Origin of the sequence: Massilia sp. IC2-278 (assembly GCF_020708045.1) — a bacterium.
Taxonomy (GTDB): Bacteria; Pseudomonadota; Gammaproteobacteria; order Burkholderiales; family Burkholderiaceae_D; genus Telluria.
The window spans coordinates 147,193-167,723 of the sequence record NZ_JAJFES010000011.1 but is presented as its reverse complement, the minus strand read 5'-3'; the positions used below and the strand labels follow the sequence as shown (position 1 = coordinate 167,723).

General features: G+C 64.5%; 21 protein-coding genes. 13 read left to right on the top strand and 8 right to left on the bottom strand.

The genetic code is table 11. The features are described 5' to 3' along the window. The 4 genes from LK540_RS18890 to LK540_RS18875 all read left to right on the top strand — a co-directional run. Positions 1-957 (top strand): sensor histidine kinase (locus LK540_RS18890; protein ID WP_229438856.1); only part of this gene is annotated, 957 nt, incomplete at its 5' end. Positions 958-1,035: 78 nt separating this feature from the next. Then, a complete protein-coding gene (locus LK540_RS18885; RefSeq protein ID WP_229438855.1) occupies positions 1,036-1,797 on the top strand; it encodes a LytTR family DNA-binding domain-containing protein in 762 nt (253 codons plus the stop codon). 300 nt (positions 1,798-2,097) lie between these two features. After that, positions 2,098-3,252 carry a PAS domain-containing sensor histidine kinase gene (locus LK540_RS18880; protein ID WP_229438854.1) on the top strand — a complete coding sequence of 385 codons (1,155 nt, stop codon included), beginning with the start codon at positions 2,098-2,100 and terminating at the stop codon, positions 3,250-3,252. Positions 3,253-3,395: 143 nt separating this feature from the next. After that, positions 3,396-4,409, top strand: coding sequence for a porin (locus tag LK540_RS18875; RefSeq protein WP_229438853.1), 1,014 nt, complete (start codon positions 3,396-3,398; stop codon positions 4,407-4,409). A 226-nt stretch (positions 4,410-4,635) separates the two neighbouring features. On the opposite strand, the gene LK540_RS18870 is transcribed toward LK540_RS18875, so the two are convergent. Continuing rightward, entirely contained in the window at positions 4,636-5,280 is a 645-nt protein-coding gene (locus LK540_RS18870; protein ID WP_229438852.1) for a class I SAM-dependent methyltransferase, read from the bottom strand. Positions 5,281-5,286: 6 nt separating this feature from the next. Beyond that, positions 5,287-6,225, bottom strand: a complete 939-nt coding sequence (locus LK540_RS18865; RefSeq protein ID WP_229438851.1) for a CysB family HTH-type transcriptional regulator — start codon at positions 6,223-6,225, stop codon at positions 5,287-5,289. Between the two features lie 170 nt (positions 6,226-6,395). Here LK540_RS18865 and LK540_RS18860 point away from each other — a divergent pair, with 170 nt between their 5' ends. The 6 genes from LK540_RS18860 to cobA are packed head-to-tail and all read left to right on the top strand — an operon-like array spanning position 6,396 to position 12,406. Further along, complete coding sequence (locus LK540_RS18860) at positions 6,396-8,081, top strand: nitrite/sulfite reductase (RefSeq protein ID WP_229438850.1); 1,686 nt, start codon at positions 6,396-6,398, stop codon at positions 8,079-8,081. Beyond that, a complete protein-coding gene (locus LK540_RS18855) occupies positions 8,074-8,634 on the top strand; it encodes a DUF934 domain-containing protein (protein ID WP_229438849.1) in 561 nt (186 codons plus the stop codon). Before LK540_RS18860 ends, LK540_RS18855 begins: the two co-directional genes overlap by 8 nt. A gap of 10 nt (positions 8,635-8,644) precedes the next feature. Next, entirely contained in the window at positions 8,645-9,361 is a 717-nt protein-coding gene (locus LK540_RS18850; RefSeq protein WP_229438848.1) for a phosphoadenylyl-sulfate reductase, read from the top strand. A 36-nt stretch (positions 9,362-9,397) separates the two neighbouring features. Next, on the top strand, positions 9,398-10,336 hold the full coding sequence (gene cysD / locus LK540_RS18845) for a sulfate adenylyltransferase subunit CysD (RefSeq protein WP_229438847.1): 939 nt from the start codon (positions 9,398-9,400) through the stop codon (positions 10,334-10,336). Then, positions 10,336-11,664 (top strand): sulfate adenylyltransferase subunit 1, encoded by a 1,329-nt coding sequence (locus LK540_RS18840; RefSeq protein ID WP_229438846.1) that lies wholly within the window; start codon positions 10,336-10,338, stop codon positions 11,662-11,664. The genes cysD and LK540_RS18840 overlap by 1 nt, the downstream gene beginning before the upstream one ends. Positions 11,665-11,692: 28 nt before the next feature. Then, positions 11,693-12,406 (top strand): uroporphyrinogen-III C-methyltransferase, encoded by a 714-nt coding sequence (gene cobA, locus LK540_RS18835; RefSeq protein WP_229438845.1) that lies wholly within the window; start codon positions 11,693-11,695, stop codon positions 12,404-12,406. 18 nt (positions 12,407-12,424) lie between these two features. Here the strand turns inward: cobA and LK540_RS18830 are convergent, their stop codons facing one another. Then, entirely contained in the window at positions 12,425-12,871 is a 447-nt protein-coding gene (locus tag LK540_RS18830; protein WP_229438844.1) for a hypothetical protein, read from the bottom strand. A gap of 272 nt (positions 12,872-13,143) precedes the next feature. On the opposite strand from LK540_RS18830, the gene LK540_RS18825 reads away from it, so the two are divergent. Then, the gene (locus LK540_RS18825; protein ID WP_229438843.1) at positions 13,144-14,193 is read left to right on the top strand and encodes an alpha/beta hydrolase; all 1,050 of its coding nucleotides are present in this window, start codon (positions 13,144-13,146) and stop codon (positions 14,191-14,193) included. Here LK540_RS18825 and LK540_RS18820 read toward each other — a convergent pair. The 3 genes from LK540_RS18820 to lptF are packed head-to-tail and all read right to left on the bottom strand — an operon-like array spanning position 14,165 to position 16,922. Continuing rightward, on the bottom strand, positions 14,165-14,572 hold the full coding sequence (locus LK540_RS18820) for a sirohydrochlorin chelatase (protein WP_229438842.1): 408 nt from the start codon (positions 14,570-14,572) through the stop codon (positions 14,165-14,167). The two genes, LK540_RS18825 and LK540_RS18820, sit on opposite strands and share 29 nt — an antisense overlap. Continuing rightward, a complete protein-coding gene (gene lptG, locus LK540_RS18815; protein WP_229438841.1) occupies positions 14,572-15,765 on the bottom strand; it encodes an LPS export ABC transporter permease LptG in 1,194 nt (397 codons plus the stop codon). The genes LK540_RS18820 and lptG overlap by 1 nt, the downstream gene beginning before the upstream one ends. Beyond that, a complete protein-coding gene (gene lptF, locus LK540_RS18810) occupies positions 15,762-16,922 on the bottom strand; it encodes an LPS export ABC transporter permease LptF (protein ID WP_229438840.1) in 1,161 nt (386 codons plus the stop codon). The genes lptG and lptF overlap by 4 nt, the downstream gene beginning before the upstream one ends. 79 nt (positions 16,923-17,001) lie before the next feature. On the opposite strand from lptF, the gene LK540_RS18805 reads away from it, so the two are divergent. Then, entirely contained in the window at positions 17,002-18,498 is a 1,497-nt protein-coding gene (locus LK540_RS18805; RefSeq protein WP_229438839.1) for a leucyl aminopeptidase, read from the top strand. Between the two features lie 267 nt (positions 18,499-18,765). On the opposite strand, the gene LK540_RS18800 is transcribed toward LK540_RS18805, so the two are convergent. After that, entirely contained in the window at positions 18,766-18,954 is a 189-nt protein-coding gene (locus tag LK540_RS18800) for a DUF1653 domain-containing protein (RefSeq protein WP_229438838.1), read from the bottom strand. Next, positions 18,954-19,298, bottom strand: coding sequence for a hypothetical protein (locus tag LK540_RS18795; RefSeq protein WP_229438837.1), 345 nt, complete (start codon positions 19,296-19,298; stop codon positions 18,954-18,956). The genes LK540_RS18800 and LK540_RS18795 overlap by 1 nt, the downstream gene beginning before the upstream one ends. A 454-nt stretch (positions 19,299-19,752) precedes the next feature. Between LK540_RS18795 and xth the strand changes: the two genes are divergently transcribed. Then, positions 19,753-20,517 carry an exodeoxyribonuclease III gene (xth, locus tag LK540_RS18790; protein WP_229438836.1) on the top strand — a complete coding sequence of 255 codons (765 nt, stop codon included), beginning with the start codon at positions 19,753-19,755 and terminating at the stop codon, positions 20,515-20,517. Positions 20,518-20,531: the final 14 nt, after the last annotated feature.

The window sequence follows — 20,531 nt, the reverse complement described above, 5'->3', positions numbered from 1 at the left end:
CCCGCTGCGCCTGGCGCTCCGGCGGCGCCGGCTGCCCCCGGCACACCCGCCACCCCGTCCGCTCCCGAACTCAGCCTGCCGAAAGGCGTGCACCCGAGCGGCGACTCGGTCCACATCGAACTGCCGCCGCAGATCGCCGAGGAATTGTCGGTGGCGATCGAAGGCGCGGTCGACGATGCGGCCGAGGCCAAAGTGTCGCGTTATCACAAGCAGGCCTCGACCTGGTTCACCAGTTTCGTCTGGCTGCTGGTGCTGGCCCTGTTCGGCACCAAGGCCCTGGTCGGCGGCAAGAAGCGCGCGGAACTGCAGACCCGCACCGCGAATGCCGCTGCCGAACGCGAATCGATGCAGCGCCAGCTGTCGGAAACCAAAATGCAGATGATGCAGGCGCAAGTGGAACCGCACTTCCTGTTCAATACCCTGGCCTCGGTCGAGCACCTGATCGAAACCAACCCGCCGCGCGCCTCGGCCATGCAGCGCAGCCTGATCCAATACCTGCGCGCCGTGCTGCCGCAGATGCGCGACAACATCCTGGTCACCAACCTCGGGCGCGAGGTCGACATGGTCACCGCCTACCTGAACCTGCTCAAGATGCGCATGGAGGAACGGCTGACGGTGGACATGCAGATTCCCGAGGGCCTGCGCAACGCCGCCTTCCCGCCGATGATGCTGCAATCCATGGTCGAGAATGCGATCAAGCACGGCCTGGAATGCAAGCCCGAAGGCGGCACCCTGAAGATCGTGGCCGATGTGGCCGACGGCAAATTGCGCCTGACCGTCACCGACGATGGCGTCGGCTTTGGCGTGGTGCCGAGCAATGGCACCGGCCTGGGCCTGCCGACCATCCGCGAGCGCCTGCGCCTGCTGCACGGTGACGCCGGGCAATTGCACATCGCCTCGAACAGCCCGACCGGCGTGATCGCCATGGTCGAGGTGCCTTACCAGGTATCCAGATAAGCAGGCCGGATACCTTGCCTGCCGCGCTGTTTTCTTGAATAATTGTCACTCTCTTTCCTTCACCGACCGGAACACGCCATGCCTACCGCAATCATTGCCGACGACGAAAGACTGATGCGCGACCAATTGCGCATGCGCCTGGAACAGGTGTGGCCGGAACTGGACATCGTGGGCGAGGCCAAGAACGGCGAGGAAGCCGTGGAGCTGGTCGGCCAGTTCAAGCCCGACCTGACTTTCCTCGACATCCGCATGCCTGGCAAGACCGGCATGGAAGCGGCGGCCGAGATCGGCGACCGCAGCCAGATCGTGTTCGTGACCGCCTACGACCAGTATGCGGTCGAGGCCTTCGAGCGCGGCGCGGTGGACTACGTGCTGAAACCGTCCGAACCCGAGCGCCTGAAGGTGACCGTCGAACGCCTGAAGGCGCGCCTCGACAAGCCGGGCGCGGTGGTCAACGACAGTGTGACGGCCATGCTGTCGCAGCTGGCGGAAAAGATCGCGGCGCCCAAGCCCAAGCATTTGCAATGGATCCAGGCCAGCATCGGCTCGGACCTGCGCATGATCCCGGTCGAGGAGATCCTGTTCTTCCGTTCCGACGAAAAATATACCTGCGTTCAGACCGAGAAGTTCGAGGCCTTGATCCGCAAACCCGTGCGCGACCTGGCCGACGAGCTCGACCCCTCGCTGTTCTGGCAAATCCACCGCGCCACGCTGGTGAACGTGAATGCGATCGAAGGCGTGACGCGCGATATCCGCGGGCGGCACCTGGTGCTGATCAAGGGGCGGCCGGAGAAGCTGGAAGTGAGCCGCAGTTTCCTGCATCTGTTCAAGCAAATGTAATATCCGGTGGGTTCGAGAACCCACCCTACTGTCGGCTTTCGTAGCTTGGCATGGTGGGTTCGAGAACCCACCCTACCGTCGGCTTCGTAGGGTGGGTACTTGTACCCACCATGTCCGACCGTCGGCTTTCGTAGGGTGGGTCGGTCCGCGTGCGGCTCGTACCCACCATGTTCCGCCACACCCCCCACGCCCTCCCCGCGTGCTTGTCGCCCCTCAAACCTGCCCATCGGTTCGCGCCGTATCGTAGCGATTGGTCCGCGCCGCGGACCGCTTCGCTTCATCTCGGACGCAGGACTTTCCATGACTCTACAGCGCAACCCGCGCCGGCGCGGGCGCGGCGCGGCACTCTTCGCGCTCGGCCTGCTCGGCGGGCACATGGTTGCCCGCTTGAACACCGACGGCCACGGCGATGCGCCGTCCCAGCACAGCCGCCGCATCGTCGACAACGCCGGCGAAGCCATCATCTCGGCCGACGAATTCAGCCGCGTGGTGCTGGCCAACCCTGCGGCGGCGGCCATGTTCGGCGTGAGCGTGGCGCAGATGCTGGGCCAGCCGCTGGCGCGCTTCATCCGCGCCCCGGCCGATGCCGGCCATAGCCCGCTCGATCACTTCCAGGGCGGGCGCGCCGGGCGCCGCTCCACCGACTACGCCGGGGTCGGCATCCGCCCAAACGGCACCTTCCCCATCGAAGGCTCGATCACCGACGCCTTCCAGGACGGCGTCACCCGGTACACCATCATCCTGCGCGACGTGTCCGAGCGCCAGCGCGTGCAGCAGAAGCTGGCGCGCTCGCACGACCAGTTGCGCCAGCTGTCGGCGGCCCTGCAGACCATCCGCGAGGAAGAGCGCACCCATATCGCACGCGAACTGCACGACGACCTCGGCCAGTTGCTGGCCTCGCTGCGCATGGACCTGACCCTGCTGCGCGAAGCCTGCGGCAGCGCCGAGGACGCGGCGCGCCTGATCACCGGCATGGATGCCAACCTGCTGACCGCGATCGCGTCGCTGCGCCGCATCGCCACCAACCTGCGGCCGCGCGCGCTCGACGAAGGCGGCCTGTATTTCGCGCTGCAAGGACTGCGCGACGATTTCGTCGAGCGCCACGGCATTGCCTGCGAGCTGCTGGCCGACGAAGCCGAACTGCGCCTCGACGATGCGGCCAGTACCGCCATCTTCCGCATCGTCCAGGAAGCGCTGACCAACGTGGCGCGCCATGCACATGCCAGCCGTGTCATTCTCACGCTCTACCGCAGCAACGGCGATTTGCTGGTGACCATCCGCGACGATGGCCGCGGCATCGTCGATGCCGACATGGAAAAGGCCGAGTCCCTGGGCCTGGTGGGGATGCGCGAACGGGTCTGGGGCCTGCAGGGCCAGATCAGCATCGGGCCCGACAATGGTGGCGGCGGCACCCGCATCGACATCGCGCTGCCGATCCGCGGGCATACGGTTTAGCCGGTTTTTGTCAATGCGTTATTTTTACAACACTGGCATGCCGGTCTGTCATCAAATCGACATATTGTTCCGATAAGATTCGCTCGACCTTGAGTTTGCCGCAAGCCAACTCAATCCTTCGTCGAACCTTATTGGAGATCTTCATGCAATACAAAGCCCTGGCCGCAGCGCTGATCACGTCCCTCCCGCTGTTCGCGCATGCGCAGAGCAACGTCACCATCTACGGCGTCATGGATGCGGCCATCGCTGTCGAAGACACCGACGCGCCGGGCGAATCGCGCCGTACCGTCGTCAATTCGGGCAACCAGTCGAGCAGCCGCCTCGGCTTCCGCGGCACCGAAGATCTGGGCAATGGCCTGAAAGCCATCTTCAACATCGAATCCGGCGTCCGCCTCGATACCGGCGCCGCCGATACCGACCTGTTCGGCCGCCGCGCCGTGGTCGGCCTGCAAGGCGCCTTCGGCCAGGTGACCGTGGGCCGCGAATACAGCCCGATCGCCTCGGTCGCCGCCGCCACCGACGCCTTCGGCCAGGGCTTCTACGGCAGCAACCTGTCGGCATTCGGCACCAACCGCATGACCCGCCGCCTGAGCAACTCGGTCAACTACAAGAGCAACCCGATGGGCGGCTTCAGCGTCCTGGCCGCCTACTCGGCCGGCGAGCGCACCACCGATCCGTCGGCCGACCTGTGGGGCGTGGCCGTGGAATACGCGAACGGTGGCCTGTACCTGGGCGCCGGTTACCACAACTACGAGCGCCTGGCGACCGGCGACGACAAGGAATACGCCTTCGGCGCCGGCTTCAAGTTCGGCGACTTCGACCTGAAGGGTAACTACCTGGTGGCCGACCAGACCGGCAACAACAACAAGTTCGAGCAGATCAACGTCGGCGGCGTGTACACCGCGGGCGCGAACAAGTTCTACGCCAACGTGCAGCGCAATGAAATCGATAATGGCGCCAAGGGCAATGCCTGGGCCGTTGCCTACAGCTACGCACTGTCGAAGCGCACCAACGTCTACACGACCTACGGCACCATGCGCAACAACGCCCGCGGCGTGTTCGGCCTGACCGCATCGACCCCGAGCATCACCCCGGCCGCGACTGCGCTGGGCACCGATCCGAGCGCCTTCACGCTGGGTATTCGTCACACGTTCTAAGCCGATGACGGGCGCCCAGTGCGCCCTGTTTCCGGCCACGTTCCCAGGCATGGGCGTAGGGTGGACACCTGTGTCCACGCTGTACGGCACTTGAAATGAAAAGGCCGATGATCTCGCAGAGATGCGATGATCATCGGCCTTTTTTTGCCTCGTTTCGACATTCAACCGCGGCACAGCGTGGACACAGGTGTCCACCCTACTCCCAAGCGAACGTACATAGCCGGTATTACTTCAGGCGGCAGGTCAGTATCCAGAAGAACTCGACGCGCTCGATCTTGATTTCCTTGCCGACGTTGCCGATGCGCTTGCGCAGGGCGCTGTCCGACGGGTAGCTCTTCGGCAGCTCGAAGCGCTCGCCGTCGAGCGTCTGGATTTCCCAGGTCGTGCCCTCGGCATCGGTGCGCGCCGTGGTTTCGCTGAAGCCTTCGACGAAGGATTCGTCCAGGATCACCAGCAGCACATCCTTGCCCAGGCGTTTTTTCAGCGTCGCCAGCAGTTTTTCCTGCTCGCCCTTGGTCAGGTGCGACCACAGGAAGCTGACCAGCACCGCCGAGAACTTGCCGATGTCTTCCGGCAAATCAAGCGCATCGGCCACGCGAAAAGCGACCTTGTCGGCCGGCATGCCGCGTTCACGGGCGATGTCGACCAGGTTGGCGTTGATGTCCAGCGCCAGCACCGACGTGGCCGACTCCGCCACGACTTCGGTCCAGTAGCCGGTGCCGCAGCCCAGTTCCAGCACCGTGTGGCCGGCCAGCAGGTTGCCGAGGTGGATGCTCATGTCGTCGATGTCCTCGTCCATGTCGGGTTCGAGGTAGATGTCTTCGACGGCTTCGCCCAGCTGGGCATAGTATTTGGCTAGTGTAGTGCTCATGTTTTTTTACAGTTCGTAGTTTTCGCCGCCGCGCATGGCGGCTTCGACCATCTTGCGGTTCAGGCTCGGGGCCAGCAGCTCGATGAAGGTATAGATATAGCTGCGCAGGTAGGCGCCCTGCTTCACCGCCACGCGCGACACGTTCATGCCGAACAAGTGCCCGACAGGAATCGCGCGCAGGTTGCGGTCGCGCTCGGCGTCAAACGCCATGCCGGCGATGATGCCTACGCCCATGCCCAGCTCGACATAGGTCTTGATAACGTCGGCGTCGATGGCTTCGAGCAGCACGTCCGGCTTCAGCTCGCGCAGGTTGAAGGCGTGGTCGATCTTGCTGCGGCCGGCAAAGGCGCCGTCGTAAGTGATCAAAGGATACGTGGCGATTTCTTCCAGCGACACCGCCTTCGAACGCAGCAGCTCGTGCTCGGGCGGCAGCACCAGCACGTGTTCCCACTGGTAGCAAGGCAGCGTGATCAGGCCGTCGATGGCGGCGATCGATTCGGTGGCGATCGCCAGGTCGGCCTGGCCATTTTTCACCATGTCGGCGATCTGCTTCGGGTTACCCTGCAACAGCGACAGGCGCACCTTCGGGAACTTGGCCATGAAGGCCTGCACCACCTTCGGCAACATGTAGCGCGCCTGCGTGTGGGTGGTGGCGATGGTGAAGCTGCCGCTGTCGTGGGCCGCGTATTCCTTGCCGATCCGTTTCAGGCTTTCGATTTCCTGCATGATCAGCTCGACCGAGGCCAGCACCAGGCGGCCCGGTTCGGTCAGGCCGCGGATGCGCTTGCCGTGGCGCGTGAAGATGTCGACGCCGAGCTCTTCCTCGAGCTCGATGATGGCCTTCGACACCCCCGGTTGCGAGGTGAACAAGGCCTTTGCCGCATCGGTCAGGTTGTAGTTCTGGCGCACGGCTTCGCGTACGAAGCGCAATTGATGAAGGTTCATTCCTGTTGTTGTCTGATGTGTGAAAACGCCAGCCGCTATTTTATGCGAATGCTTATACCCCTACCGTATATAAGCAAATAAATTGTCAGTAGTTTGGAATAAAGCCTGCCGCCCTTACCATTCCATCTAGCCTAAAGGGCCGCCTGGCCCTTCCTCATCAGGAAATCTTTATGTACCGCTACGACAAATACGACCATCTCATCGTGCGCGAGCGCATTGCGCAGTACCGCGACCAGGTGGCGCGCCGCCTGAACGACGAGCTGACCGAAGAAGAATTCGTGCCGCTGCGCCTGCAAAACGGCCTGTACATGCAGCGCCATGCCTACATGCTGCGCGTCGCCGTGCCCTACGGCCTGCTGTCGACAGCGCAGATGCGCATGTTCGCCCACATCGCGCGCAAGTACGACCGCGGTTACGGCCACTTCACCACGCGCCAGAACATCCAGTACAACTGGATCGAGCTGGAGCAGACGCCGGACATCCTGACCGATCTGGCCTCGGTCGAGATGCACGCGATTCAAACGTCAGGCAATTGCATCCGCAACATTACCACTGATGAGTTCGCCGGCGTGGCTGCCGATGAGATCATGGACCCGCGCGCCTTTGCCGAGATCCTGCGCCAGTGGAGCACCTTCCACCCCGAATTCATCGCCCTGCCGCGCAAGTTCAAGGTGGCGATCAATGGCTCGGTGGAAGACCGCGCCGCGATTGCGATCCACGACATCGGCCTCACGCTCACCCGCAACGAAGCGGGCGAAGTCGGCTTCAAGTTCATGGCCGGCGGCGGCATGGGCCGCACGCCGATCATCGGCAGCGTGATCCGCGACTTCCTGCCGTGGCAGCACCTGCTCACCTATACCGAAGCCGTGATGCGCGTGTACAACTCGTACGGCCGCCGCGACAACAAGTACAAGGCCCGCATCAAGATCCTGCTGAAGGCCCTGGGCGTGGAAGAATTCTCGCGCCTGGTCGAAGAAGAATGGCAAGACCTGAAGGATGGCCCGGAAACCCTGAGCCAGGAAGAATACGACCGCGTGGCCGCCTACTTCGTGGCGCCGCCGTATGCCACCCTGGGAAGCATCGATCCCCTGGCCGTGCATGCCGACAACAAGGCCTTTGCCAACTGGCTGGGCCGCAACGTCAAGCCCCATAAAGTGCCGGGCTATGCCGCGGTCGTGCTGTCGCTGAAGAAAACCGGCGTGCCGCCGGGCGACGCCACCGCCGAGCAGATGGACTTCGTGGCCGACCTGGCCGACAAGTACAGCTTCGGCGAACTGCGCGTGACCCACGAGCAAAACCTGGTGCTGGCGGATGTGAAGCAATCCGATTTGTTCGAGGTCTGGCAGCTGGCCAAGTCGAAAGGCCTGGCGACGCCGAACATCGGCCTGCTGACCGACATCATTTCCTGCCCGGGCGGCGACTTCTGCTCGCTGGCAAATGCCAAGTCGATCCCGATTGCGGCGGCCATTGCCGAGCGCTTCGACAACCTCGACTTCCAGCACGACATCGGCGACATCGAACTGAACATCTCGGGCTGCATCAATGCCTGCGGCCACCACCACGTCGGTTCGATCGGCGTGCTCGGCGTCGACAAGGACGGCAGCGAGTGGTACCAGGTGTCGATCGGCGGCGCGCAGGGCAACAACGCGGCCATCGGCAAGATCATCGGCCCATCGTTCTCGGCCGGCCAGATGCCGGAAGTCATTGGCCGCCTGCTGAACGTGTACGTGCAGAACCGCTTCGAAGACGAGCGCTTCGTCGACACCGCGCAGCGCCTGGGGCTGGCGCCATTCAAGGAACACGTGTATGCCACGCCGATCCCGGCGGGCGAACTGGTTGGGGAAGACCATGCTTGAAGTAGTTCACGAACACATCATCCGCGGCCGTGAAGTCGTGGCCGACGACTGGCGCGTGCTGCGCCTCGAAGAAGGCGAAGCTGCTGAGGCCGTCGTCGTCCCGGAAAGCAAGGTCATCGTCCCGCTGACGGTCTGGCTGGCACAGAAGGAAACGCTGTCGTCGCGCGCCGAGCTCGGCGTGTGGATCGCCGCCGACGAGCGCTTCGAAGCGCTGAAGGGCGAGGCAGACCGCTTTGCCGTGATCGCGGTGGACTTCCCGAAATTCTCCGATGGCCGCGGTTACTCGATCGCCTACAACGTGCGCAAGCGCCTGGGCTATACCGGCGAACTGCGCGCCATCGGCGACGTGCTGCGCGATCAATTGTTCTCGATGTCGCGCGTCGGCTTCAATGCCTATGCCACGCGCCAGGACCGTTCGATCCACGACGCGCTGAAAGGCTTGACCGTGTTCTCGGAGACTTACCAGGCCTCGGTCGACCAGCCGCTGCCGCTGTTCCGCCGCGCCGAGCGCGACGCCAAGCCCGAGCACACCGACATTGGTGCGGGCATCTAAGGACAGGACGATGAGCGATCTCGCCAACCGCGTCGCCGACACGCAAGCCATCCTGGCACGCATCGCCGCCGAGTACACCCCGGCCGTGTTCGCGTCCAGCCTGGCGGCCGAGGACATGGTGCTGACCGACCTGATCCTGAAGAACAATCTGCCGATCGGCATCTTCTCGCTGGAAACCGGGCGCCTGCACAGCGAAACCCTGGCGGTGCTGGATGCGGTGAAGGCCCATTACGGCCACGACATCACCCTGTTCCGCCCGCAAACCGAAGCGGTCGACGCCTATGTGGCGCAGAACGGCCTGAACGCTTTCTACGACAGCGTCGAGATGCGCCGCGAGTGCTGCCGCATCCGCAAGGTCGAGCCGCTCGGCCGCGCCCTGGCCGGCAACAAGGCATGGATTACCGGCCAGCGCCGCGCCCAGTCCGCCACCCGTTCCGAATTGTCGACCCAGGAAGACGATCCGGCGCACGGCATGACCAAGTTCAATCCGCTGGCCGACTGGACCGAGGAACACGTCTGGGAATACATCCGCGCCAACAAGGTGCCGTACAACGCCCTGCACGACCGCGGCTACCCGTCGATCGGCTGCGAACCCTGCACCCGCGCGATCCAGCCGGGCGAGGATGTACGCGCCGGCCGCTGGTGGTGGGAAAACCCGGAATCGAAGGAATGCGGCCTGCACGTGGTCGACGGCAAACTCATTCGTATCAAATCCGTGGCGGCCTGATTCAGTTCCGCTACTCAAGAATACAAGGCAGAATTCATGACGAATCTTTCTGACAGCAACGCCGTCCTCGCCGACGTCAACGCACGCCATCTCGACGCCCTCGAATCCGAAGCGATCCACATCCTGCGCGAAGTGGCGGCCGAGTGCTCGAATCCCGCCCTGCTGTTCTCGGGCGGCAAGGACTCGGTCGTGCTGCTGCGCCTGGCCGAAAAGGCTTTCCGCCCAGGTAAATTCCCCTTCCCGCTGGTGCACATCGACACCGGGCACAACTTCGACGAAGTCATCGCCTTCCGCGATGCGCGCGTGGCCGAACTCGGCGAGCGCCTGATCGTCGGCTCGGTCGAGGATTCGATCAAGAAGGGCACGGTGCGCCTGCGTAACCCGGCAACCGATTCGCGCAATGCGGCCCAGGCCGTGACGCTGCTGGAAACCATCGCCGAACACGGCTTCGACGCCTGCATCGGCGGCGCCCGCCGCGACGAGGAAAAGGCGCGTGCGAAAGAGCGCATCTTCTCCTTCCGCGACGAATTCGGGCAGTGGGACCCGAAGGCCCAGCGTCCGGAACTCTGGGACCTGTACAACACCCGCGTGCACCCGGGCGAAAACATGCGCGTGTTCCCGATCTCGAACTGGACCGAGCTCGACGTGTGGCAATACATCGCCCGCGAAAAGCTGGCCCTGCCACCGATCTATTTTGCGCACGAGCGCCAGGTGATTCCGCGTAACGGACTGCTGGTGCCGCTGACCCCGCTGACCCCGGCGAAGGAAGGCGAGACCGTGGAAACGCAGACCGTACGTTTCCGTACCGTGGGCGACATCTCCTGCACCTGCCCGGTTTCGTCCGATGCGGCCACCGTCGAAGCGATCATCGCCGAAACCGCCGTCACCCAGGTGACCGAGCGCGGCGCCACGCGCGTGGATGACCAGACCTCGGAAGCCTCGATGGAAAAACGCAAGAAGCAAGGATATTTCTGATGAACGCACGCATTGACACACCCGCTGACAACCTGACCCAGCACAGCCTGCTGCGCTTCATCACCGCCGGTTCCGTCGACGACGGCAAGAGCACCCTGATCGGCCGCCTGCTGTACGACAGCAAGGGCATCTTCGCCGACCAGTTGGCTGCGGTATCGCGCTCGAAGCACAAGCGCACCGTGGGCGATACCATCGACCTCTCGCTGCTGACCGACGGCCTGGAAGCCGAGCGCGAGCAGGGCATTACCATCGACGTCGCCTACCGTTACTTCGCCACGCCGAAGCGCAAGTTCATCATCGCCGATACGCCTGGCCACGAGCAGTACACGCGCAACATGGTCACCGGCGCTTCGACCGCGGACGCCGTGATCATCCTGGTCGACGTGTCGAAGGTCAAACTCCGTGAAGACGGTGGCGTGGATCTGCTCATTCAAACCAAGCGCCACTCGACCATCGCCAAGCTGCTGCAGATCGAGCACGTGATCGTCGCCGTCAACAAGATGGACCTGGTGAACTACGACCAGCAAGTCTACGACCGCATCGTGGCAAGCTACGGCGAGTTTGCGCGATCGCTGGGCCTGAAGGACGTGACCGCGATCCCGCTGTCGGCCCTCTCCGGCGACAACGTCGTCGAGCGCGGCGACAACATGGACTGGTACACCGGCCCGACCCTGATCGAGCTACTGGAGTCGCTGTCGGTCTACGACGAAGCGCACGATGCCCCGTTCCGCTTCCCGGTGCAGCTGGTCGCGCGCCACAACGGCCACGAAGCCAACGACTTCCGCGGCTACATGGGCCGCATCGAATCGGGCCGCGTGGCGGTTGGCGACACGCTGACGGTGCAGCCCTCCGGCCAGACCGCCACCGTGAAGGACATCGTCACCTTCGACGGTTCGCTGCAAACGGCGAGCGCCGGCCAGTCGGTGACCCTGCTGCTGAACGAGTACCTGGACATTTCGCGCGGCGACACCCTGTCCGGCGCCGCGGCCCCGGCGACCCTGCTCAAGCAGGTCGTGGCCGACGTCTGCTGGATGTCGGACGAGCCGCTCGATGTGCGCCGCAAGTACTGGATCAAGCACGGCACGCGCCAGACCGCGGCCAAGGTGACGAAGGTGGACACCCTGCTCGACGTGAACACCCAGGAGCGCAAGCCCGTGGACGGCGCGGCCCAGGGCCTCAAGTTGAACGACATCGCGCGCATCAACCTGACCGTGCAGCAGCCTCTTGCCGCCGACGCCTACGCCGACATCCGCGCCACCGGCGCCTTCATCCTGATCGACGAAGTCACCCACCAGACCGTCGCAGCGGGTATGATTCGGCTGGACTAAACGGCAGCAACGACAAGAGGAGTAGTGGATGGTGGGGAAGGTCTACCTGATCGGCGCCGGCCCTGGTGCGGCCGACCTGATCACGGTGCGCGGGGCGCGTTTACTGGCACAGGCCGAGGTCGTGCTCTACGACGCACTGGTGACACCCGAGATGCTGGCACTGTGCGCGCAGGCCGAGCTGATCTCGGTCGGCAAGCGCTCCGGCCAGCGTTCCACGGCGCAGGATGCGATCAACAAGCTGCTGGTCGATTGCGCCTTCAGGTACAGGATGGTGGTGCGCCTGAAGGGCGGCGACCCGATGCTGTTCGGGCGCGCCGACGAGGAATTGCGCGCGCTCGAGGCCGAGGGTGTCGAGGTCGAAGTCGTGCCCGGGATTACCACCGCGGTGGCCGCCGCCGCCGCGACCCGCCAGCCGCTCACCAAGCGCGGCGTGGCGCGCAGCGTCGCCTTCTTCACCTCCAGCACCGCGCCGGACGAGCCGGAACACCCCGCCCTGCCCCATACCGACACCATGGTCCAGTACATGGGCGGACGCGAAGCCGCGGCCACGGCAGAACGCCTGCTGGCGCAAGGGCGCAGCGTGGACACGCCGGTGGTGGTGGTGGAAAACTGCAGCCGCGCCGATGAACGCATTGCGCGCCTGACGCTGGCCGACCTGGCGCGCGGACTCGATGCGGCGCAGGGGCCGGTGCTGGTGATGATCGGCGAAGCGCTGCGGCTACGCGAGCACCAGGTTTCGTAGGGTAGACGTCCTAGCGACCTACCCCGGGCAATGCGCCCGCGCCCCATCGTATTCGTCGATCTGCAGCACCAGCTTGTCGGCCGCCGCCCAGGTATCGGCCGCGATCCGGTTCAGCTGCGCGATCGCCGCTTCCAGCCGGGCGCCGGTGCGGCCGCGGCATTCCTTCACGTGCCAGGTCGCCAGGTCGCGCCGCATCTCGCTCAGGTCGTCCTTCAGTTCGCTCAGCATGCGCCGCAGGTTGCGGTCGGCGTCGACGCGGCCCTCGATGCTACCGGCGTTCAGGTGGCCCGACATGATGCCGATCTTGGTGCGCATGGCGCCGACGCGGCGTGCGGCGGCATCGATGCGGCGCGCGCAGCGGATCTCGACCACCAGCGCCGCCGGCAGGCGGGCAGCACGGCGCAGGAAGGCCTGGACAGGCCCCAGCAGCGTGGCAACAAGGTGCTTCAGGAACGGTGGAAGCATGGTGCGGGCCGGTTGGTTGGAAGGCCGGCCCGTATGGATGAGCCGGAAATGCCCGAGCAGTGTGGGTGGTTTCCGAACAAGTGTCAAACCGGCGCGCGGTGCGATGCCATGATTCGGAACAATCCGTGGCGTGTTCGCCGCATTCCTTGTCAAGACCGCATCGGAAACCTTGCCGGAACGGCAGCCTCCTGCGCCCGGGCGGACGCCAGCGCACAGTGCGCGCGCAACGCGGCGGTTAGCATGAACCCATCGCTACCTGCTAACACACCACGATGAACACGATACCGCTGGACGCCGCCACCCTGGCCGAAGCCGGCCGCTTCAACCGCAAGCTCGCCTGGGCGCCGCGCTTCGGTGTGCGCAACCGCTTCATGCCGATGCTGGGCCAGGCCCTGCTGCGCGTGTCGCAAGTCGGCGCCGACGCCAGGCTGGAACGAAGCGGCATCCGCGTCGAACAGCGCATCGCCGAAGCCGATGGCCTGCGCGTGCCGGTGCGGATCCTGCGGCCGGCACCTGGCCCCTCGGTGCCCAAGGCGCTGGTCATCGACATCCACGGCGGCGGCTGGGTGATCGGGAATGCGCGCATGGACGACCGCTTCAACGCCGCGCGCGTGCAGGCGCTGGACGCGGTGGTGGTCTCGGTCGACTACCGCCTGGCCACGCGCACGCCGCTGCGGGGCATCATGGACGACTGCCTGGCGGCCGCGCACTGGGTGCTGGACGGCGGCTTGCCGGAATACCGCGCGCTGCCCGTGTTCGTGGTCGGCGAATCGGCCGGCGGCCACCTGGCGGCGGGTGTGCTGCAGCGCCTGCAGGCCCGCCCGGGCCTGCTGCGGCGCATCGCCGGCGCGGTGCTGTTCTACGGCGTCTACGACCTGGCCGGCAGCCCGAGCGTGCAGGCCGCCGGGCCGGATACCCTGGTGCTGGACGGTCCCGGCATGCTGCCGGCGCTGCGCCTGCTCACGCCCGGCATGAGCGACGCCGAACGGCGCCGCGCGCCGCTGTCGCCGCTGTACGGCGACTTGAGCGGCATGCCGCCGGCCTGGATGGCCGTCGGCGACATCGACCCGCTGCGCGACGATACCCTGGAACTGGCGCAGCGCTGGCGCGAGGTGGCGGACGTGGAACTGAATGTGCTGCCGGACGCGCCGCACGGCTTCGTCCACTTCCCGACACGCATGGCGCAACTGGCGCTGGCGCGCAGCCATGCCTGGATGCGCGAGCAGCTCGCGCGCCATGCAAACCGGGAGGCAGAAGAAGAAAGCGAGACGGCCAGTCTCGCCGTGGAGGCAATCAGCCCGGCGCCGGGCCCAGCACGCTGAGGCAGTAGTCGCGCATCGCCGCCAGCACGTTGGCGTCTTCGCCGACTGCGCCGGCCACCTGCAGGCGCAAGCCGGGATGCGCCGCGCGCAGTGCACCGGCCAGCTGCGGCAGGTCGCGCAGCAGATGCCCGCCCTGCCCCAGGAACACCGGCACCACCGTCACGTCCAGCACGCCGCGCGCCACCAGGCCGGAAACCACCTCGGGCAGGCGCGGCTCCATCAGTTCGAGAAAGGCGAGCGCCACCTCGGTGCCGGGCTGCTGCACCGCGGTCTGCGCCTCGATCAGCGCGCGCAGGCGCTCGAAGGGCGCGGCCCAGGACGCGGCGCGCGCGCCGTGGGCGAACAGGACCAGTGCGCGCTTGTCGATTGGTGCGTTCATCAGTGCCGCTCCACCCAGCGCAGCGCGCCGATCGCCAGCAACAGGAACAGCAGGCTCGGCGCCGCCGCCGTGACGAACGCCGGCCAGGTCGAGAGCACGCCCAGGTGCGAGAACAGGGTATTGATCAGGATGAAGCTCACCCCGATCATGATGCCGATGAAGATCTTCAGGCTGACGCCGCCGCTGCGCGTGTGCAGGTAGGCGAACGGCAGCGCCAGCGCCATCAGCACGAAGATCGCCAGCGGGTCGATCAGCTTTTTCCAGAACGCGATCTGGAAACGTTCGCTCTCCTGGCGGTTCTCGACCAGGTGGCGCGAGTACACGGCCAGTTCGCTGGCCGACATGCGCTCGGGGTCGCGGCGCGAGACCTGCAGGATCTTCGGCGTGATTTCGGAGGCCAGGTCGAGGCTCTCGACGCGGCGCGTGGCGACCGCGCTGGTCTCCTGGCCGAAGGTGCTCTGGATGGTCTGCCCGGCCGGCACCGGCGCGCCCGGCTCGGGCAGCGTGCGGCTGTTGGAGAACACGGTTTCGCTGACGTTCTGCAGGCGCCAGGTGCCGTTGCCGCGGAAGCTGGCGCTGGCCGCGGTATAGATGACGCGCATGCGCATCGACGGGTCGAATTCGTACACGCGCACGTCGAGCAGCTGGCCGTCGGCGGCGATCTGGCGCGCGTTGAAGAAGCGCGAACCGGTGATTGGGCCGCGCGCGCCGTTCGGGCCTGGCGTGTGCACGTTATCCTTGGTCCACATCCCCGAGCGGAACTCCGAGGCCAGCGTCGCGCCCTTGGCCGACAGGCGCACCTTTTCCGCCAGCGGCGCGGTGCGCGGCGTGATCAGTTCACCGAAGATGAAGGTGATCACGACAAAGACGATGCCGATCTTGAACAGCATCCAGCCGGCCATGCGGGTCGACATCGAGGACGCGCGCATGATGGTGAATTCCGAGCTTTGCGCGAACTGCGCCATCGCATAGATGGTGCCGATCAGCGCCGCCACCGGCATCACCTCGTACACGTGCCCGGGCAGCATCAGCGCCACGTAGATCAGCGCGTGCTGGAACTGGTAGTTGCCCCTGCCGACGGACGGCAGTTCGCCGGTCAGGTCCATGAAGGCGATCAGGCCGAGGAAGGCGAACAGCACGAAGACCACGGCCTGCGCGATGTTCACCGCAAAATAGCGTTGCAAAACCTTCATCGCGCAGTTCCTCCCGTTGCTCCCGCCAGCTCGGGCGACTTGCGCAGCATCCGGCGGCGCTTCCAGGCATTGAGCCACACCAGCGGGTGGTAGCGGTGGTTCACGTTCAGGCGCCAGGCGAACAGCATCACCACGATCAGCGCCACGACCAGGTGCAGCGGCCACCAGGCCAGCGCGAAGTCGAGCTTGTCCTTCTTGACGGTGGCCTCGACCATCTTGACCAGGTTGTTATAGGTGAAGAAGATCAGGAGCGCCAGGATCAGGTTGGCCGAACTGCCGGCGCGCGGATTGACGAAGCCGAGCGGGATCGCCAGCAGCACCAGCACCAGGCAGACGATGGGTGAGGAAATGCGCGACAGCAGCTCCGAGCGCGTGTACTGGTTTTTCACGGCCAGCAGCATGGCGGTGGACTGGGCGTCGAGCGGCACGTCGGTACCGAGTACCGGCACCTTGGTGGCCACGCGCATGCTGTAGCGTTCGAACTCCATCGACTGGTAGTCGGCCTGGCCCGGCACGCCCTGGTAGCGGCGGCCGTTCTTCAGCACCAGGAACTGGCCGCCCTTGCCGTCGGGTTCGATCACGCCTTCCTTGGCCACGACGACCGAGTTGCTGGCGCCCTGCAGGGAATTGACGAACACGTTCTGGACCACGGTCGACCCGTTGGCGCTGCCCTCCACGAAGAACACACGGTCGGCCGACGAGGACTCGCGGAACTGGCCGGGCGCCACGCGCTTCAGGTCTTCACGCTTCTCGAAGCGCTGCACGAACTCGGTGCTCTTCATCTTGGCCCAGGGCGTGACGAACAGCGACAGCACGGCCACCAGCAGCACCATCGGAATGCCGAACACCAGCACCGGACGGATCCAGCGCAGCAGCGACTGGCCGGAGGCGAACCAGACCACCATTTCGGAATCGCGGTAGGTCCGCGTGAGCACGACCAGCACCGAAATAAAGCTGGTGAGAGTCAGGACAGTTGGCAGATAATTCAGGGATTGGAACGCGATCAGGGCGACCACGTCGCCCGATGCGACACGCCCGCCAGCGGCCCGGCCAAGAATGGCGATCAGGGTCCAGGTAATACATACCGAGAACAGCACCGTGAAGGTTGCTCCGGCCGCGCTGGCCAGTTCACGGTACAAGGCGCGTGAAAAAATCATTCGATAGTTATAATTGCAGGTTGAGCAGCAGCCGCACTTGTATCCGCATGCTGCGCATAAAACGAAACGGGAGAATCAAATGGACTTTAGCATAAAAGCATTCGACACAAAAAACACCCTGGCCGCGGCCAAGACCGGCTGTGTGGCAGTGGCGGTGTTCGAAAACAAAAAACTGTCGCAGGCTGCGAAGGCCCTCGATCAAACCGGTGAAATCACGGCGGCATTGAAATCGGGCGACATCAGCGGCAAGGCCGGCTCGACCCTGCTGCTGCGCGGCGTGGCCGGCGTGACTGCGGCGCGCGTGCTGCTGGTGGGCATGGGCGCGGACGAAGTGGTCAGCGAAAAGAATTTCAGCACCGCCGTGAACGCGACCCTGAAGGCCTTTGCTTCGCTCGGCACTGCGGATGCCATTATCGCATTTCCAACCACCGAAGTGAAAGAGCGCGAGCCTGAATGGGCATTGCGCAGCATCGTGGTGGCCGCCAACGAGAGCGAATTCCGCACCGATACGCAAAAGAGCAAGAAGGACCCGGCGCTGACCGGCGTGCGCAAGATCACCGTCGCCGTGCCGCTGGCCAGCCCGCAGGCCAAGGCCTCGCTGGCGCAGTCGATCGCGATTGCCAACGGCATGGCCCTGACCAAGGAACTGGGCAACCTGTCGCCGAACGTCTGCACCCCGACCTACCTCGCCACCGTCGCCCGCAAGCTGGCCGACGACCACGGCTTCGACATCGAAGTCCTGGAGCGCAAGCAGCTCGAAGCCCTGAAAATGGGCAGCTTCCTGTCGGTGACCAAGGGCAGCGACGAAGCGCCGAAGTTCATCGTCCTGAAGCACATGGGCGGCGGCAAGAAGGATGCGCCGGTGGTCCTGGTCGGCAAGGGCATCACTTTTGATACCGGCGGCATTTCGCTGAAGCCTGGTCCTGGCATGGACGAGATGAAGTACGACATGTGCGGCGCCGGTTCGGTGCTGGGCACCTTCCGCGCCATCGGCGAGATGGGCCTGAAACTGAACGTGATCGGCATCGTGGCGGCCTGCGAGAACATGCCGTCGGGCCGCGCCTCGAAGCCGGGCGACATCGTCACCGCCATGAACGGCCTGACCATCGAGATCCTGAACACCGACGCCGAAGGCCGCCTGATCCTGTGCGACGCCCTCACCTACGCCGAGCGCTTCAAGCCTGCGGCCGTGGTCGACATCGCCACCCTGACCGGCGCCTGCATCGTTTCGCTGGGCCACCACAACAGCGGCCTGTTCACCCGCCACGACGCCGCCCACGACGCCCTGGCCGACGAGCTGCTGCAGGCAGGTAAGGAAACCGGCGACGGCGCATGGCGCCTGCCGATCGGCGAGATCTACAACGACCAGCTGAAGTCGAACTTCGCCGACCTGGCGAATATCGGTACGCCAGGCGGCGCCTCGATCACCGCGGCCTGCTTCCTGGAGAACTTCACCCGCAACTACACCTGGGCCCACCTGGACATCGCGGGTACGGCGTGGAAGAGCGGCGCATCGAAAGGTGCGACCGGCCGTCCGGTGCCGCTGCTGACGACCTTCCTGATGAACCGTGTGTGATTGACGGTTGAGATGGAATGAAAACGGGCCGCAGCAATGCGGCCCGTTTTTTATTGGCGGTAACGATGAAAACGGCGCGGGGGGTTGTAGGGTGGGCACCTGTACCCACGCGGTATAGCACTGATGCGTCATACCAGCGTCAATCAACGCCGATACGTATGCACATGGGATGTTGGCAGCCGCCGCGTGAACGCGAACGGTGAGACAGCGTGGACACAGGTGTCCACCCTACAACGGCGAATCGGTGGTCAGTTCAGGCAGCGCGAATCACGACACCGGCGCAAACCTCGGCGTCATCACCCCATCGACATCCACCAGCTCGAAGAACACGCTTTTCGGACGCGCCCAGATCGACCCATCCGCGGCGCGGTAGATGATCATGGGCGTGAGGTCGGCCTCGAGCGTGGCTTCGCAGACCAGCTCGTAGAGGCCACCCTTGTAGTGCCGGTATTGCATTAGGCCTGTTCGGCCGTTGCTTTTTGACGCTTCTTCAGGCCCTGGATGACCTTCAGCACGCCTTCCATGCCGGCAGTCTCGTCGAGGTCGCTGAACGCGTCGAGCACCTCGTTGAGCACGCGGTTGCGGACCGCGGCTTCGTCCTGCTGCATGGCCGGGGCGGCGCCCTGCTCGGGGAACTTCGACGGCGTCTCGCCTGCCGCCTTGGCGCCGTGCGCCAGGGCCGCCTGCCAGATCACCCAGCGGCGCTGGGTTTCATAGACGAGGTATTCCTCGGGCTTGTCTTCACGGCGTCGAACAATGTGGCCATCGCGTTGGGCCCACGCTTCAAATGCACTGCGCATCTCTGTCCTTTTCATATGGGTACGGAAACTCGCTATCGAAACAGCAATATTTCCCATAGTACCATTTTGTTGCAAAACTATTGTCACGAATGCATGCAATCGTGCGGGCCTTGCCGGGGGCGGCGGCCGAATGGTTCAGCACGCCAAATGGCATACTACATCGCAAGTTATGCGAAAACAACTACAAGTTCCAGAATAGTAACGATTCCCGACTGTGGGTTTCCACGATTGAAATGTTACATTCCGCCCCATCCTGAGCCCCGGATGTCGCACTCATATGTTTTAAACCACAAATCTGGCTCTTGAGCATCGGGATTGCATTTTAAGCAAACCGCATGACGGGTATCCGTTAGGCGGCATTCCATGGGAACTTGCAGGATTCGTGGCCAGCACCGATACTGCGCACCTGCCAGGCCGGAGGGTCCGCCTGGCGCATTACCTACCACGCGCATACATGAAAATAGCCACCTGGAACGTCAACTCGCTGAAGGTCCGCCTACCCCACTTGCTGAAGTGGCTCGAGACCAGTCCGGTTGACGTACTCTGCCTTCAAGAGACCAAGCTGACCGACGATAAGTTCCCGCTTGCGGAAATTAATTCTGCCGGTTATCAGGTTGCCTACACCGGCCAGAAAACCTACAACGGCGTCGCCATCCTCTCGAAATTCCCGATTACCGACGTGGTCAAGAACAACCCGCGCTTCGAGGACCCGCAGCAGCGCATCATCGCCGCCACTATCGAGGGCGTGCGTTTCGTGTGCGCCTACATCCCGAATGGCCAGGCGGTCGATTCGGACAAATATGTCTACAAGCTGGCCTGGCTGAAGGCCCTGCACGAGTGGCTGGGCGAAGAAATGCGCCAGCATCCGCAACTGGCCCTGCTGGGCGACTACAACATCGCCCCGGAAGACCGCGACGTGCACGACCCGGCCGAATGGGAAGGCAAGATCCATTTCTCGGACAAGGAAAAGGCCGCGATGACGGCCCTGGTCGACCTCGGCATGGTGGATGCCTTCCGCATGTTCGAGCAGCCGGAAAAGCAGTACAGCTGGTGGGACTACCGCATGATGGCCTTCCGCCGCAACCGCGGGCTGCGCATCGATCACATCCTGCTGTCGACCGAGCTGGCCAGGCGCTGCACGGCCTGCATCATCGACCGCGAACCGCGCAAGTGGGAGCAGCCGTCGGACCATACGCCGGTGATTGCGACGCTGGATTGACATCGTGGGGTGGA

Excerpts from the sequence above, each read along its gene's own strand:
- LK540_RS18860 (WP_229438850.1), top strand. The coding sequence starts at position 6,396 with ATGTACCGCTACGACAAATACGACCATCTCATCGTGCGCGAGCGCATT.
- LK540_RS18800 (WP_229438838.1), bottom strand. The coding sequence starts at position 18,954 with ATGCAATACCGGCACTACAAGGGTGGCCTCTACGAGCTGGTCTGCGAA.
- LK540_RS18865 (WP_229438851.1), bottom strand. The coding sequence starts at position 6,225 with ATGAACCTTCATCAATTGCGCTTCGTACGCGAAGCCGTGCGCCAGAAC.
- LK540_RS18870 (WP_229438852.1), bottom strand. The coding sequence starts at position 5,280 with ATGAGCACTACACTAGCCAAATACTATGCCCAGCTGGGCGAAGCCGTC.
- xth (WP_229438836.1), top strand. The coding sequence starts at position 19,753 with ATGAAAATAGCCACCTGGAACGTCAACTCGCTGAAGGTCCGCCTACCC.
- LK540_RS18885 (WP_229438855.1), top strand. The coding sequence starts at position 1,036 with ATGCCTACCGCAATCATTGCCGACGACGAAAGACTGATGCGCGACCAA.
- lptF (WP_229438840.1), bottom strand. The coding sequence starts at position 16,922 with ATGATTTTTTCACGCGCCTTGTACCGTGAACTGGCCAGCGCGGCCGGA.
- LK540_RS18855 (WP_229438849.1), top strand. The coding sequence starts at position 8,074 with ATGCTTGAAGTAGTTCACGAACACATCATCCGCGGCCGTGAAGTCGTG.
- cobA (WP_229438845.1), top strand. The coding sequence starts at position 11,693 with ATGGTGGGGAAGGTCTACCTGATCGGCGCCGGCCCTGGTGCGGCCGAC.
- lptG (WP_229438841.1), bottom strand. The coding sequence starts at position 15,765 with ATGAAGGTTTTGCAACGCTATTTTGCGGTGAACATCGCGCAGGCCGTG.
- LK540_RS18850 (WP_229438848.1), top strand. The coding sequence starts at position 8,645 with ATGAGCGATCTCGCCAACCGCGTCGCCGACACGCAAGCCATCCTGGCA.
- LK540_RS18825 (WP_229438843.1), top strand. The coding sequence starts at position 13,144 with ATGAACACGATACCGCTGGACGCCGCCACCCTGGCCGAAGCCGGCCGC.
- LK540_RS18820 (WP_229438842.1), bottom strand. The coding sequence starts at position 14,572 with ATGAACGCACCAATCGACAAGCGCGCACTGGTCCTGTTCGCCCACGGC.
- LK540_RS18840 (WP_229438846.1), top strand. The coding sequence starts at position 10,336 with ATGAACGCACGCATTGACACACCCGCTGACAACCTGACCCAGCACAGC.
- LK540_RS18805 (WP_229438839.1), top strand. The coding sequence starts at position 17,002 with ATGGACTTTAGCATAAAAGCATTCGACACAAAAAACACCCTGGCCGCG.
- LK540_RS18875 (WP_229438853.1), top strand. The coding sequence starts at position 3,396 with ATGCAATACAAAGCCCTGGCCGCAGCGCTGATCACGTCCCTCCCGCTG.
- LK540_RS18880 (WP_229438854.1), top strand. The coding sequence starts at position 2,098 with ATGACTCTACAGCGCAACCCGCGCCGGCGCGGGCGCGGCGCGGCACTC.
- LK540_RS18830 (WP_229438844.1), bottom strand. The coding sequence starts at position 12,871 with ATGCTTCCACCGTTCCTGAAGCACCTTGTTGCCACGCTGCTGGGGCCT.
- LK540_RS18795 (WP_229438837.1), bottom strand. The coding sequence starts at position 19,298 with ATGCGCAGTGCATTTGAAGCGTGGGCCCAACGCGATGGCCACATTGTT.
- cysD (WP_229438847.1), top strand. The coding sequence starts at position 9,398 with ATGACGAATCTTTCTGACAGCAACGCCGTCCTCGCCGACGTCAACGCA.